Origin of the sequence: Vibrio sp. 1CM23M (assembly GCF_023161755.1) — a bacterium.
Classification (GTDB): Bacteria; Pseudomonadota; Gammaproteobacteria; order Enterobacterales; family Vibrionaceae; genus Vibrio; species Vibrio coralliirubri.
The window spans coordinates 539,392-553,188 of record NZ_JALNTR010000003.1; the positions used below are offsets into that span (position 1 = coordinate 539,392).

A 13,797-nucleotide genomic window follows, 5' to 3' on the forward strand; every position below is an offset into this window, starting at 1 on the left:
TTTTTAAAACACTCATTAATGGGTGTTTTTTTTATCACCATGATACAAAGCCTTGATTTTATTTAAATTTAATATATATATGTATTAATATAACAACAAGGAATTATAATGAAGAAACAAGAAGGATTTACAATTATTGAATTATTGATTGCTCTCACGATTATCATGGTGTTGCTGAATGCTGCAATACCAAATTTGAATAATTTTTATAATCATATAAAAGCAGGCGAGAAATTTTCAGAGATATCTATGAGTCTTCAAAACTCAAGAACTTTCGCTATAACAAAAGGTTTGGATACAAAAGTAGAAATGTCGGAAAGCTCAGAAAGGTATTTGATTGAGTTTAGTCAATCCGACCAAATGTTTGACAAGATAACTTTAAGCAAAGCTGACTATAAGATTAAATCTAAATCGGGCGATCAAAAGCTAACATTTAAATCCGATGGTTTGACGGACAGTACATTTCAGGCGATAGAAGAGGGGATAGAAGTTTGCAATTTAAGAGTTTCAACTAAAAGAACTTACACTATTAACTCAGTTGGTTTAATTAAATCTACTGAATCTGAATGTTAAACTATTACTTATGCGAATATAATAATATTTATTTAATTTTTATTGCTAAATTGGCTTGACTTAAGTTATTTAAATGTAATAATAAATATTAATTGATTATAAGTATTAAAAATGCCAACTGCTGCAGGATGCTTGGCACACAAACCTTAAAGGTTGAATGGATTCTTAATTGTGAAGCAGAGAAAAGAAAACCGCCATATGGCGGTTTTTTTGTCATTCTATTTTGTTATTTAGAAATTCAAGTTTTTCATAATACTGTTCTAACCTTTCTTCAACCATTTTTAAACTTCTATTGCCTAATTCTTTTCTTATCCTAACAAAACTTTCTGGTTGTAATAACCTTCGCCTTGATGCTTCAAGAGAGATTATATTCTCTTCTACTTGCTTTATCTGTTCCTTAACGTCATTCACATTTGATTCCTTATTGTTAACTCTTTTAATCAGTTAATCATAATCTTTGAAATAACGAAATGTGTTCATAATAAATCTAACAGCACAAAAATATTTTCGTTTTTAAATGCGGGATATTTTGACCTTCAATATTTGTGTTCTTGAAAAATATATAAGTGATGATTAAATATAATTACTTATATATTAAAGGAGCATATATGAAAAACAAAAAAATCAACTTCTTGGAAGTAGTGTGTAAATTGCCATTATCGATGTTAACAGCGGTTAATCTGGTTCTTCTTTCGCATGTCTTTTATCAGTTTTGGTCTGCAGGTGTTAACACACCAATCATTCCTATGATTCTGCCGACAATCGTTTGTCTTGCACTGGTCATCACGCAAATCACGATAGCATCACCTGTAAACGTGAAGAGCTACGCTGAGAACTCTGTAAGGCTCAATAAAAGCTTTTTCCTGACATCAGCATTCATACTTATGGGTTTCTGTTTAAACCTGCATGCGAACGATTCAGTGAGCATCAGTCTGTATCAACCACTTTACGTAACTGGAATTTGCTGGTTAGCAATATCGATGTTCGTTTCGAAGTACAAGACAGAAGAAAGCTTGTATATGAACAAAGAAGTGAGTATTGATCTTCCGCTCATTAAACTAAGTTCTGAACAAGTTGATGCTATAAAATAAGGAGAGAATAATATGGATATCAGAAACATAGACACAAAATTTATTAGTGACATCACTTACATTGACTCAGCAACGGATGCAGTACATGGGAAAATCAACTTATACTACTTCAAATACAAAAAGACAGCTCACGAACTGCTGGTAAAGAGTTCGTCAGGACTTTCAAACAAGTTTGTCCTGATTGAAAGCAATGAGCACGAGCGGTTTGATAAATTTTTTGATGATCATGAGAATTTCATAAAACAAGTCGAGCTTTTAAATTTAAAACTTATGCTTGATTCTGTAAACGACACAACCATTTATTAAAACAGCCTTGTGCTGTTTTTTTTGTTTGGTAATTATATCAAATTATATATGAATAATATTTTTTGTTTTGTGCGTGAATTTATAATTATTTTTGCTTTAAAATAAACCAATATGTATGTGATTGTAATTATAATCCTCGCAATAATTGAATGAGTCAATATACGTGATATAAATTATAGTATATAGACGGAGTTTAATTATGTGGAAAAAAATATTATTAGTTGTACCACTTTTGTTATTGCAAGGATGTGATGATGAATCTGGCATAAACGAACCAACAGATAAAGGTTGTTATGATGATTTTCAAGATCTGACTTATGACACGAGTATGTTGTTTAATGCTTGTAAGTCAAAAGACATTTATGCAGAAATGAACAATGTTTATCAATACAGAACCGAACACGAAATGGTAGAAGAACCATTATTCGAAGCCAATCGATACATTACAGAAGATCAAGCTATTGCTTTGAATGCAACCCAAGTTGGTCATTTTCAGTATGATAAACAATTGCTAAAAATGAAAAATGATTATTATGAAATGTCTTTTGAAATTAACTTTCTAATTCTTTCAATCGCTTTTGGTTTTATCTTTTTCGGCTTAAAAAATCGTCAAACCAAATTTTCTTCAGCGTCAATTGTTGGAATTAATCTTTTGTTGGTCTGTGCTATTGGGAATGTGCTGTTAAACAGCAATGAAATCGAAAGAAACGTGAATGCTGCAGTGATGAAGGGTGGCAACTTCATGTTTAGGTTGTATTCCACAGCAACGCTCGAAGAACATAAAACGAATGAGTTAGATTTACAGGTTTCGGCAAAAGATGAAGCATTGTCTGACATTATGGCATTGTATAATTTAAACATTTGTTTATCGAACAATCGTAATTCTGAAATGTATGCTTATGAACAAGGAGGAAATGCTTGGGGTGGCGTCGAAGAATATGCATTGGCTTACAGCGATAAAAACAAAGTGGTTTATCCTCAGAAAGAGACTGGTCGTGGTGCAATAAAAATCATGATGAACAAAGTCGGGAACTATGAGACGGTTGGTTATGTTCGATTTAAAAATTGTGGAACATTGAGTTTTGATGTGAAACATTATAACAACGGCTTTTCCGATTTACTGGCTCAAATGAAATTCAATGAGGCTGTAATTGCGGCTGTAAAAAGTGATAATTTTGAATCTGGTTGGAATTCACTACAAGGGGCGTTTGATGAAAAATACACGATGAAAAATGATGAATCGAGAAACGTATTAACGACATTATTAATTGCTTACTTGCACGAATACAAAAAACAATTGCTGTTAAATAAGATCACAACTGATTATGCAAATGCAGATACGTTTTACAAAAACATCACGAAGGCGGCTTGTGGAAAAAACAACGCTTTGGCATTAGAAAGTAATGGAATGTTAGACTCATTCATTGCAGGAGAAAGCCCTTATTTAAACAGAAATGAATGTTTGTTGTTTGGGGATTCAAGTATAACAAAAGCGCAGGAAACGCCTCTCCATGAGATTAATGAGAAAGACTTAATTCAATCTCAAGAGAATTTACTGATCAATGCTTCGCACGAACTGGTAAAAGCTGATTATGAGAAATTGGCGATGCAATATGACAGAATTGGTGATTTTTACGCTTCAAAAATAAAAGAACTTTATGATGTTGATGATAAAATCATTGAATTGCTTAATGAAGGCTGGTCGAGTGCTGGTAAGTTGCAAAGAATAGCGGCTACAGATAATGCTCACTACAAAGAATTGTTTAAAGAATTGCAATACATAGCTGATTTTGATTATTCAAATATCTATCCGTATTACACGCATAGAGATAAGATAAGAGTGAAATCAAAGGATTTATATACTTACGATTTTGTTGAACAGTTTTTCCCTAAATCTAATCTAAAAACCAATAATTTGTTAGCAAATAATGTTGCTACGACGAAAATGAAAAATAGATATAACAAAGATTTATCGGTTGAAAGTCAAGATGATGTTGAGATTGAAAGGTCATTTAAAGAAATGATCATCGGCATAGGAAAATCGGCTGAAAAAATATCGTGTGCAAATTCAGTTTCAATCGACGATTGTTTACGCTCAATGAAGGGTTATGACGGTGTTGAAACATGGGATGCTGTAAGTCGTGATTTGTTGGCTTCAGGTAGCGAAACGTATTTATGGGGATTAAAAGTCGATATCAGTGGCATTACGATGACCGCATTTGCTGATTACGTTCTCGGTGCAAGAAAAGTAGCGGCTTCGAAAGGTAAAAAAGGGAAAAAGTTTGATGTTGGTACGTCTGACGTTGGTAAACTTTTAGCAAGTTGGGGAGGCAAATCGGTCTCGTTTGTCGGTCAATCGGCACAATGGATTGGCGGTATGGCAATGCTTTTAGGTAGTTTGATGCAGATGTTGTTGACGCTGGTAGAACTGATCAATCAATACGTTATCATTTCGATAACAATGAGAACGTCGTTGTTACCATTTGTTTTGATTGCTGGGTCAATACTGAGTTTGCTTGTATCAATAAGCGGTAGACATTATCAATCGGCAACCCTTAAAGCAGTGAAGATAATGACTGACCCTATTGTTTCTGTGGTTTTTTCTATTACAAAAATTTTCGCTATTTGGTCGTTTGTTTCAGCGTTGCTATGGTCTGTGCCTTACATTAATGCAACAGTAACTTACTCATTAGCGGCTTGGTTGCCTGATTCGTTGAAGTATTTGATTAAGTTAATCGGTTTGACTATTACCGTTCCAATCGTGTTCTATGCAACGTATGAAGCCGTGAAAAAGGTTAATCATCTATTCGATAGACTGGCACAGAAACTGGATGTTACGGTTATTGCGGGTGGCGCAATCCAAAGTATCGAATTGGTTGTGAAAGGGGCGATGGCTAAAGGAGTTATGGGTATCGGAAAACGCTCGGAAATGAGAAGAAACCAAGCTGAAGCCAAACGTATACGAGAAATGGCTAATAATAAAAGTGAGTAAATAAAATATTTAACACTGATATTCTGTATAAATAAGCCTTAAAATAGAAAAGTCCTTTGTTGGGCTTTTTTTTTCATAAAAAAATGGTATCTATTTAATTATATATTTATAATTTTTGGAGCATTTATGAAGGGGTCAGTTTTAGATAAGAATAAAATAATAAGATCGATGTGGTTAAACATCATCTTTGCTTTTATTTTTTCCAAAATGATATTCAAGGAGGAATTTAGCGTTCCCCAAAATCGTCAAGAAATGAAAAAGAGATCGAAGCGAAATCGTTTCACAAAAACGAAAACGCAATCGGCAATGTTTATCATTTTCACAATCACATTGTTGTCTTTCAGCACGGCTCATTCTTTCGTGGGACAGGGCTTTATCAATGCAGATAATTACATCGTAATGAGTGCGTTTTACGACTTATTTCCAAGCATTAAGCCTCATTATATAGAAACCCGATCAGCCGTAAATGATTTGGCGAGTGATACCATTGGCGTAATAACAAGATGTATTGCTCAAATTACAGCCACTTTATTAACCATAGTTGTTCCTTTTTTAACATTAAAAGTGATTTTAATTTTTAAAGCGGATAAAGAATTTGATAGTGCAGAATCCAGCAAGCTTCTATTATTCTTGCTTTTGTCAGGATCAATGGCGGTTTATTCAGTAGAACACGAAACAAAAAGTGGAATAAAATTTGATACCACAGTCGTGCAACATGTAGCGTTAACTTATCTTGGAAGTGTGCTTGAAAGTTTAGAAGAGAATGGAAATAAAGATTACGATCAAAAATACCTTATACCTGAAATCCAAATTGGCAATGTCGTTTCTCAACAATCCTCATTTTCTGATTTTACGAATGCTTATTTGTCGAATAATTTTAAAGAAGATGATTTTTTTGAGTTTGCCATTGCAAAAATAGAACCAGAAAGCGGTTCTGATAAAAAATACATGGTGGATATTGAATTGGGTTCGGATCATTTAAATATGTCTTTTCAGTCAAAACAGAAATTGGTTAACTATGCAGATGATTTGTTTGACATCGATTTAGAGAAAAAAGAAGATGAATTGGTGTTGGACTTCTTTCAAAGTTTGGCTGATCACGCTGTAAAAGTAAAAGAAAGAACAGCAGCATTTCATTTTACGAATGGTGAAGGTTCGTATTCATCATTTGATGACACACCAAGTTTTGAAGCCGATTATACTGAATATTGTGATACCATTTACGATGCCACTCCAATTAACATTGATATGAAAACTTTCAACAAGTATTTGGGTGTTGCAAATATGTGTGCTTCCGCTGAATTTATGAAGAAGCATTATAATAACGCTCTTTATACATTAGATTCAGAAAGCCGATTGCGTGATAATTATCGAATTCTTCTTGGTGATTCTGTATTAGATGAAGAAATGACACTTGAAGAGATTATAACCGCCACGAAAACGATGTGTGCAGGTGGCTATTTCGCTTGTACAGAAGCTTTACAGTTTGCAACCAAGCGTTATGTTTTAAACCAAAAAGATGTAGGAATGATGACGCCTCTCTTAAGAGAAGTGGATGAGTTTACACAATCTTTTGAAGATAATTCTGATGACTTTATGCAGAGTTTATCTTTTAAAAAATCATTGTCAATGTCAACAGGTTTTACAGATAAATTTTCTGAAGGCGACCCGTATGCTTATATCAACGGAAAAGCGTTGATGGGAAATTATGACAAAAACATCCATCACGATTATTCTTTGTTATTAGATCCGACCGATTTAAAATTTCCAAACCCTGATGAATTAACAAGTTTATTTGTCGGTAAAAAGTGGCAAGAACCGATTTTGAGAATGAAAACCTGTTTTGCTTACGCAGGAATGGTTAGAGATGGCTATCGTTGTAATACTATAACAAAAGAACTTCGAGACTTGGCGTTAAGTATGAATAAAATGGGAATAGATCTGTATTTGATGACAAAAGTTGCTGATGTTCCGATTAAAATGGGTAAAAAGCAAATGACGGGCAAAAACAACAAAAACCTAACCGTTGGTAAGGGTTCTTTCATCAAGGATAACTTTGGAGACATTGCAGTCGCAGGCGCAGCGTTAGCAGGTCTTTCAGCCAGTGAAAATACGTTTAAGGAAGTCCCTTATTATTCCACTGAAACGGTGATGGGCTTGGCAGCATCCAACACTTTCTTTAATATGTTTGGACAGCGTGAAGTAAATCCACTGAACAAAGCAGCGAAGTGGTTAATGCTTGGTGGAGTGAGTATTTTTGTAATGGTTTACGGATTGCTTTTCATATTTATTGTGGCTTTTTTCAATAAATATACAGAATTGCTGGTTGAGTTAGTTGCATTAGTTTTAATCTGTTTTGTCTCAATCTTAAACGGTGGTTTTAACGAATTGTGGAACAGAGTGAGAGAGTTTTACTTTGACACCTTAATACTGACGTTTTATTCGTTTATTCTGTTTGTCGCAATGCATTACAGAGATGTGATTTTGAAAGTGCAGGTTCGTCATATGTTAGACAATATTAACAACATTATCACAGATTCAGGTTGGACGAATTTGTTGGCGAATATCGATATAATCGTTTACACCATTATTGTATTTGCTGTTATTGTGTTTAAAGCCATTAATAATTCAATTAAAGATGCAGGTAAAAATATCGAAGCGCCAATTAAAAATTAAGTTGAGTAAATCATGATTTAAATTAAGTTTAAGCAGAATATTAAGGAAATTAAAAGCCATTGTTTTAAAGCGATGGCTTTATTTTTATTACAAACATTGAATGCATTTTTTGAAATATAATAATTTATGATAAGATATAAGTAATTGGAAATTAATTATGCAAAGGAGAATGCAAAAATGAATAAAGATTTTAATCGTGATGCGGAAACGAAATCACAATACATATTAAGCCAAGATCCAAAGATTGAACAGAAACTGGTGAAAGCGGTAAAGAAAATAAAAACAGGTGGGTCATCAGAATTTGCTGACAAACTGCTTAATCTTATTTACAAACAAAATAAGATACGTCCAGAAGTTTTACTTAACCCTGATGGGGAATTAGCAAACAAAGTGTTTAATTCACCAGAACAACATAAATCTTTTTGTGATGTTGTTAGTGATTATCAAAGACAAGAACAAGTGTGCATTAAAGCTTGTTTGGATGTGAACAGGGATAATATGGAAGGGGTTAACCTGAACCGTTGGGGGATGGCATTAGATCCAAGTTTCAGAAACATGAGACTGTATAGCGGCAAGTGTTATATTGACCTTGAAACCGAACAGCCTGAAAGTTTTGTCTCTGAGTTTGCGTTAAGTGCAATCACATTGAATGACTATGATGAACAGAAGAAAATTCAAGCATTGAATGAAATCAACGAAGAAAACAAGTTGAGAAGACAAGAAAACAACAACATTCATTCAGACGCTTTTGTTGTTGGTGAAGAAGAACCGTTGATGGATTTACCAAAACAAAACGCTGAACAAGACCAGATCGATCAAAAAATCAAGCAAGGTCAAAAACTCACAGAAGAAGAAGCTCAGTTGATTCAAAAAGAAGAACAAAAAACCGATAAGCTATTGACGCTGAATGAACAGAAACAAAAGGACTATTTAGAAGAGTTATACAAGGGCTATACAACAGACAAAAAGCAGCAGATGTATTATAATGAAGATGGTATGCTCAAATTTAAGTTTGAACGTAGTTTTATCAGTAAAGAAGTGAAGCGTGCAGTTGCGCCCCCTGGTTCTTCTCCAGAAGAAATGGTAGGAATATTAACAGAAGTAAGCGTGAAAAAAATTCGCAACGTAGCTGAACGAGATTTGCCAGCGTTAAAATTAGCCTTTGAAAAAATACAAGATGAAGGTCTGTTTGATTTAGACGAAATCAAGTTAGGTGGAAATGTTAATCCGCAGGTGAAAGAAATGCTCGATGAGATAAAGGGCGGTCGATTGAAAATTGGTGAAGATTCAAAAGCCGATCAAAAAGTGGAAGCAAAGGCGGAAGAGGAAGCTAAGGCAAAAGCGGAAGCAAAGGTTGAAGCAGAGGCTAAGGCAAAAGCGGAAGCAAAGGCGAAAGCAGAAGCGGAAGCTAAAAATAATTCGACGGCTAATAATATCGAAAACCAAGAGAATGATTTGGCAAGTGAATTAAACCAAGGCGTCAATAATAAAGCAAATGAGAATAATTCTAAGCCGAAGAATCACACAAATAAAAATAAATTGAAATAATAACTTGATTTATAATTTTTAAATGGTCTAATTAAATTGTTGAGGTATTCAAGTTTAAATTGCTTATCTTCAATATTAATTAAATGTTTACGAGCCATCCGAGAGGATGGTTTTTTTTATCCTTAATTGATCCAATCTATTTATGTGATTTAATATAAGAGAAGGTATAAAAATTAAGGAGCATTATATGACAATAAATGATTTACTAAATATTGCATCAAAAGATAATACAGAGGTTTTGATGTATGAGTCACTTACACTTAGATATTCAAAAGTGATTTTCAGAAAACAACAATTCTTTTTTAGCTATGAAGAGGGTATAGAAATCCAGAAGGTAATTGGAGATAAATTATGATTGGTGAAAAATATGAAATGAATTTGCACTATGTTTGGAATATGAAATCTATATTAGGAAAATATTATTCAATTGAGGGATTAGAATTTGTTACTCCTTACCTGAATGTTGAAGGTCTTGTTTTTGACACAGCAAAAGGTTGTAGCGTAATAAAATCACCGTTTTTATTGGATGACGTTCAATGTATTACGTATAGCCCAGTTTCAATATCTTCATTTGAAGATACTGGATTGTTTATGGCATTAAGTTTCTTGGCTGATGTCGATGGGTATTACACGACTGCATTGCAAGCCATCCAACGAGCTTATGATTGTGAGAAATACGGTACGAAGCAAGATACAGTGGTTCAGGTTGATCCAAGCATGATGTCTTTTGAAGCTAATAACGGTATAGATTTAAGTGATTTTGAATTGTTACCAGACGACGATTCTACATCTGAGTATATCGATGTTGAGTTTAAAGAAAAGGAGATTGATACCATCAGTTTAGATTTTAATTCACGCTATTTTGCAATCCGATTCGGTCATGAAGATCAGTATTTCGTGATTGATGAAGCTGGCGATATTGTTTTTAAAGCTTCTGGTTCGTTGTTCGAGCTGTGTTTTGAAGAAGTTAGTTGGTATAAAGTATGAAAAACATAGGCGATATCAATGAAATACATAAGAGTTTAGCTGAAATACGTCAGATTTTAGCTGAAAGCAACGATGATTCCTTAACCATGGGAGATGTGTTTATTAAATCACTGAGAGGTGAATTATCAATATTCAGCACAAGGTTCGAATCTTTACTTCGCTTGTTTATGAAGGACAAAGAGTTCTTCCAAACTGTTGAGCGTTGGTATGAACTTGATTATGATTTTAAAACAATCATTTCACAGCTTATATATCCTTATAGAGATTTAATCAATATAGGTGAAGAACCACGTAGCGAGAACAAAGCTGATGCATTCGATAAGGCTTGCAGAATCACAGAGAACTATATGAGCTTGATAGAGAAGTTAACCTTCATAGAATCAATCACTGATGAAATTTGTGTCGTTCTTCCATTTATCAATCCTTCTGTCTATCAAGATAATGTCAATACGCAGAACTGCATAAGAGATTTTCCTGACTATAAAAAAATGTGGGAAGATCTGCATGATCAAATTGACTTTTTTAAGAGTGAAGCACTAAAAGTTAAGCCTGCCAGTGAAATCACACACGCTAACTTAACAGTTGTTAAACATGATAAAGAAGATGGAATCGCAAACTTGACAGATGATGATTTTCTTTTTGAAGGAATGAGAAATTTTGTCCCTGCTGAGTGTTATGAGGTTAGTGAAGAAGATGATGAAACTCCGCTTGTTGAGACGACGAAAATCTTATCAATCCAAGATTTACAGAATCTGTCAGAACAAGAACAAAGCGGTGAAGATGATGAATAAACCCTTTGCATCAAAACAAAAAAGAGCTTATGACAGCTCTTTTTGTTTTTCTAATATAAATGAATCGGTTTCTTTTGCTATGTCGATAATCATTAAGTAGTTACTAAAAAGTACAAGACTTATTAATATGAGATACAAACCATATCTAAAGGCTTGTCTCGGCTTGCATTCGTCCAGCTTAAACTGTGCCATACGCTCTCACTAATGCTTGACTGAAACATACTTTGATAATGTAAAGGTCGGGTAAAATAAAAATCTTGTCAGTATCAAAAGAACTGTGGCAGTTCCCGAACAAATAATCCATTGGGATTGCACTCTGAACCGCTTCTAACAGGTTGTTATGTGTGGACTGGGTCAATTCATTAAAGTGAGTCACAAACGCCTCAGAGATGTCTTCCTGAGCTGATTTGTAAGCGTGTGCATCGTTTATCTCTAATGCTTCTAGCCATTTTGTATATAAAGAGACGTCAATCCCTTTTTCTTTCAAGCATTGAACGAAGTTTTTATTGAGCGAAGAATTCCTTTCCACTGTTTTTGTCAGTTGAAGCACTTCCTTGTAATACAGTGATTTCACTATTTTCATTTCACCAAATTTTATCGATAATATCTGATAAATAACATCTTGTTTGTGATTATTTAACAGATTAATGCCGAGCAATCTCATTGATTCCTTTTTTAAGTTGTTTGAAACTTCTAACAGTTTATTTTTCGAACTTATAATCAAAGTGTAACTCTTTGATTTTTGCGCATCTAAATAATTACTGTATGCTTCCAAATAATTCTGTTCTAATTGATTGAATATTTTATAATCACAATCTGCTGTGTGGCAAATATCTTGTAATTTAAACTTATTATTGTAAACATTCAAATAGTGTAGTGCTAATATCTTTTCTTTTATTGTTTTATTCATGCTATACCTTGTAGTTTATATTTCTCTTAATATATATATACTATCAAATTTAAATATTGCAATATAAAATATTAATGATATTTTGATAGTACATATAAATAAGGAATTTATTATGATAAAGAAAGAATTTGAGCTGGGCGAAGTTAAGCAATCAATTAGAGATGTGAATGACTTTTTTTCAGTAAGCGATGATCACTTAGGCGTTAAAATCGGTTTGACTGTTGAGAATTTATTGGTCGTCTTGAATTACTCACATGTTGATAATTTGAAAATACTGAAATTAAAAAATGACAAACAAAAACAACACGTATTCAAATGTGCGAAAATTGAAAATTACAAAAAAGTAATCGATAAAATTGGATGTTTAAAAGATTTAAAACTTATTGACGGCATATCGATAAGCAAGAATTTGGTTGTACAACTAGATCATAACGCTAACATTAATAGTTCAGAGAATTATGATATAGATTTTGATGACTCTGATTTAGAAGAACAAACGGATATTGAAGACATACTGGATAAGAAAAAAAAATCCGAGTCAATAGTAAAGAAAAATTTGAAAGCAAAAGAATTAGACAATGAATGCAATGTAGCAAGTTTGGTTGAAGACATCCAAGGCAGATTTTTCTTACTAAAAAAAGATTGGTTGTTCCATTACAAAAAAAGAAAGGTCAAAACTGATTTTTTTCCAGTCGAAGTGTATATAAACCCACAAGAAAAGCTTTTAGATGAGTTAGAAACTCGTTTACCTGATGCAAAAAATCAACAAGTGAAGAAAACGCTGTTGCCGTTGATTAGAAATAACAATACGATTAAACTCAATATAAGTGATGGTTGCATCACAAAGCTATCTGTATTGAATGACAAGCATAAGACAGTTAACGTTCCAATTCGTGATGAAGTGCTAGAACCAATTATCAAATATTTTAATGAAACTGAGGACAAAGGCATCTACATTGATAATCTACAAGTAAGCAAGAATTTTGCTCGTGCAATGTTCTCTGGAGCAACGAATATAAACCTTAAACAAGACTTTCCTAACATTGAAGCTGATACAGGTATAAATAATATATTCGTAAAATATGGACTTGTGAACGTTTCAGGAGTTCCATTCCTGCCACTTCTTTCAAGAGAAATCTTTATGAATTTTGAAACACATTGTGGATTCATGGGTAGGTCGTTATTGAAGGCTGAAAATATTCTGTATAATCCTAACTACACTAAGTTAAGTCAAATCTATGCAAATGCAATTTTGGGACACAATATAGATCTCAGGTCGGAAGGTGTTAGTCCAAAAGATCAACTCGACTTTAAAAAGGAATTGATGATTAAATTAACTCAGGTTGTAAATAATTATTACGACAAATCATTGAAGTATGATTTATTGGTCAAAGATGATTAAAGAGAGCGTATGCTCTCTTTATCTTTTTAACGACAGGGTCTTTCTTTTTTTAGTTACAGCCACGTTCTTGTCACCTTTGTTTGATGTCTTTGTAGCTTTTCGTTTTTCTGCTTTTTCACGACTCTTACGTCTTTCCGCTGCTTCTGCATTCAATCGTTCTTGATTCGCAATGTTCTCAGCTTTCCTCTTAATGCTCGCTTTGATTTTTTTCTTTTTCATTTCGTAAATGTCCATTTGCTCAATAGCTTCATTCGCTTTAAGTTTCACTGCTGGTTCATCGTGAATGTTGTATCTGTGAGTGTATTTAGAAAAGTTTTCGCTATAACGTGGATCTGCTGTATGTCGTGCAATGGCTTTTCTGATAAATGTTGAACTGTATTCATCTGAATACAATTCAATGACTTGTTTATGTATTCCAATTTCCAATGGTTTGAATTTTCGTAAAGCAATATGTTCTGCTTTTAGTCTATATAGAAATTTGCCAATTTCGCCAGATGGTAGTTTCATTTGTATATCCTCTT

The 13,797-nt window shown here is 33.4% G+C and carries 13 protein-coding genes; 10 read left to right on the top strand and 3 right to left on the bottom strand.

The annotated features are described in order from the left end of the window. Nucleotides 1-108 precede the first annotated feature (108 nt). Nucleotides 109-573, top strand: coding sequence for a prepilin-type N-terminal cleavage/methylation domain-containing protein (locus MSG35_RS13280; protein ID WP_248384207.1), 465 nt, complete (start codon nt 109-111; stop codon nt 571-573). Between the two features lie 213 nt (nt 574-786). Here MSG35_RS13280 and MSG35_RS13285 read toward each other — a convergent pair whose 3' ends face one another. Next, nucleotides 787-984, bottom strand: coding sequence for a hypothetical protein (locus tag MSG35_RS13285; RefSeq protein ID WP_248384209.1), 198 nt, complete (start codon nt 982-984; stop codon nt 787-789). 197 nt (nt 985-1,181) lie between these two features. On the opposite strand from MSG35_RS13285, the gene MSG35_RS13290 reads away from it, so the two are divergent. The 8 genes from MSG35_RS13290 to MSG35_RS13325 all read left to right on the top strand — a co-directional run bounded on the left by MSG35_RS13290 (nt 1,182) and on the right by MSG35_RS13325 (nt 10,964). Continuing rightward, nucleotides 1,182-1,664, top strand: a complete 483-nt coding sequence (locus tag MSG35_RS13290; RefSeq protein ID WP_248384211.1) for a hypothetical protein — start codon at nt 1,182-1,184, stop codon at nt 1,662-1,664. Between the two features lie 12 nt (nt 1,665-1,676). Next, on the top strand, nt 1,677-1,970 hold the full coding sequence (locus MSG35_RS13295) for a hypothetical protein (protein ID WP_248384213.1): 294 nt from the start codon (nt 1,677-1,679) through the stop codon (nt 1,968-1,970). A 199-nt stretch (nt 1,971-2,169) separates the two neighbouring features. Beyond that, the gene (locus tag MSG35_RS13300) at nt 2,170-4,962 is read left to right on the top strand and encodes a hypothetical protein (RefSeq protein WP_248384214.1); all 2,793 of its coding nucleotides are present in this window, start codon (nt 2,170-2,172) and stop codon (nt 4,960-4,962) included. A gap of 126 nt (nt 4,963-5,088) precedes the next feature. Further along, nucleotides 5,089-7,638 carry a hypothetical protein gene (locus MSG35_RS13305; protein ID WP_248384216.1) on the top strand — a complete coding sequence of 850 codons (2,550 nt, stop codon included), beginning with the start codon at nt 5,089-5,091 and terminating at the stop codon, nt 7,636-7,638. Between the two features lie 177 nt (nt 7,639-7,815). After that, a complete protein-coding gene (locus MSG35_RS13310) occupies nt 7,816-9,186 on the top strand; it encodes a hypothetical protein (protein WP_248384218.1) in 1,371 nt (456 codons plus the stop codon). Between the two features lie 187 nt (nt 9,187-9,373). Continuing rightward, nucleotides 9,374-9,541, top strand: coding sequence for a hypothetical protein (locus MSG35_RS13315; RefSeq protein WP_248384220.1), 168 nt, complete (start codon nt 9,374-9,376; stop codon nt 9,539-9,541). Further along, nucleotides 9,538-10,173, top strand: a complete 636-nt coding sequence (locus MSG35_RS13320) for a hypothetical protein (RefSeq protein ID WP_248384222.1) — start codon at nt 9,538-9,540, stop codon at nt 10,171-10,173. Before MSG35_RS13315 ends, MSG35_RS13320 begins: the two co-directional genes overlap by 4 nt. After that, nucleotides 10,170-10,964, top strand: coding sequence for a hypothetical protein (locus MSG35_RS13325; protein ID WP_248384223.1), 795 nt, complete (start codon nt 10,170-10,172; stop codon nt 10,962-10,964). The genes MSG35_RS13320 and MSG35_RS13325 overlap by 4 nt, the downstream gene beginning before the upstream one ends. Nucleotides 10,965-11,142: 178 nt before the next feature. Here the strand turns inward: MSG35_RS13325 and MSG35_RS13330 are convergent, their stop codons facing one another. Next, nucleotides 11,143-11,874 carry a hypothetical protein gene (locus MSG35_RS13330; RefSeq protein WP_248384225.1) on the bottom strand — a complete coding sequence of 244 codons (732 nt, stop codon included), beginning with the start codon at nt 11,872-11,874 and terminating at the stop codon, nt 11,143-11,145. Between the two features lie 112 nt (nt 11,875-11,986). Between MSG35_RS13330 and MSG35_RS13335 the strand changes: the two genes are divergently transcribed. Beyond that, nucleotides 11,987-13,276, top strand: a complete 1,290-nt coding sequence (locus MSG35_RS13335; RefSeq protein ID WP_248384227.1) for a hypothetical protein — start codon at nt 11,987-11,989, stop codon at nt 13,274-13,276. Nucleotides 13,277-13,294: 18 nt separating this feature from the next. Here the strand turns inward: MSG35_RS13335 and MSG35_RS13340 are convergent, their stop codons facing one another. Beyond that, entirely contained in the window at nt 13,295-13,783 is a 489-nt protein-coding gene (locus MSG35_RS13340) for a ProQ/FINO family protein (RefSeq protein WP_248384229.1), read from the bottom strand. Nucleotides 13,784-13,797: the final 14 nt, after the last annotated feature.

Bases quoted from the DNA above. Each gene is read 5' to 3' on its own strand.
- MSG35_RS13305 (WP_248384216.1), top strand. From the start codon at position 5,089: ATGAAGGGGTCAGTTTTAGATAAGAATAAAATAATAAGATCGATGTGG.
- MSG35_RS13330 (WP_248384225.1), bottom strand. From the start codon at position 11,874: ATGAATAAAACAATAAAAGAAAAGATATTAGCACTACACTATTTGAAT.
- MSG35_RS13295 (WP_248384213.1), top strand. From the start codon at position 1,677: ATGGATATCAGAAACATAGACACAAAATTTATTAGTGACATCACTTAC.
- MSG35_RS13340 (WP_248384229.1), bottom strand. From the start codon at position 13,783: ATGAAACTACCATCTGGCGAAATTGGCAAATTTCTATATAGACTAAAA.
- MSG35_RS13290 (WP_248384211.1), top strand. From the start codon at position 1,182: ATGAAAAACAAAAAAATCAACTTCTTGGAAGTAGTGTGTAAATTGCCA.
- MSG35_RS13315 (WP_248384220.1), top strand. From the start codon at position 9,374: ATGACAATAAATGATTTACTAAATATTGCATCAAAAGATAATACAGAG.
- MSG35_RS13325 (WP_248384223.1), top strand. From the start codon at position 10,170: ATGAAAAACATAGGCGATATCAATGAAATACATAAGAGTTTAGCTGAA.
- MSG35_RS13320 (WP_248384222.1), top strand. From the start codon at position 9,538: ATGATTGGTGAAAAATATGAAATGAATTTGCACTATGTTTGGAATATG.
- MSG35_RS13310 (WP_248384218.1), top strand. From the start codon at position 7,816: ATGAATAAAGATTTTAATCGTGATGCGGAAACGAAATCACAATACATA.
- MSG35_RS13300 (WP_248384214.1), top strand. From the start codon at position 2,170: ATGTGGAAAAAAATATTATTAGTTGTACCACTTTTGTTATTGCAAGGA.
- MSG35_RS13335 (WP_248384227.1), top strand. From the start codon at position 11,987: ATGATAAAGAAAGAATTTGAGCTGGGCGAAGTTAAGCAATCAATTAGA.
- MSG35_RS13280 (WP_248384207.1), top strand. From the start codon at position 109: ATGAAGAAACAAGAAGGATTTACAATTATTGAATTATTGATTGCTCTC.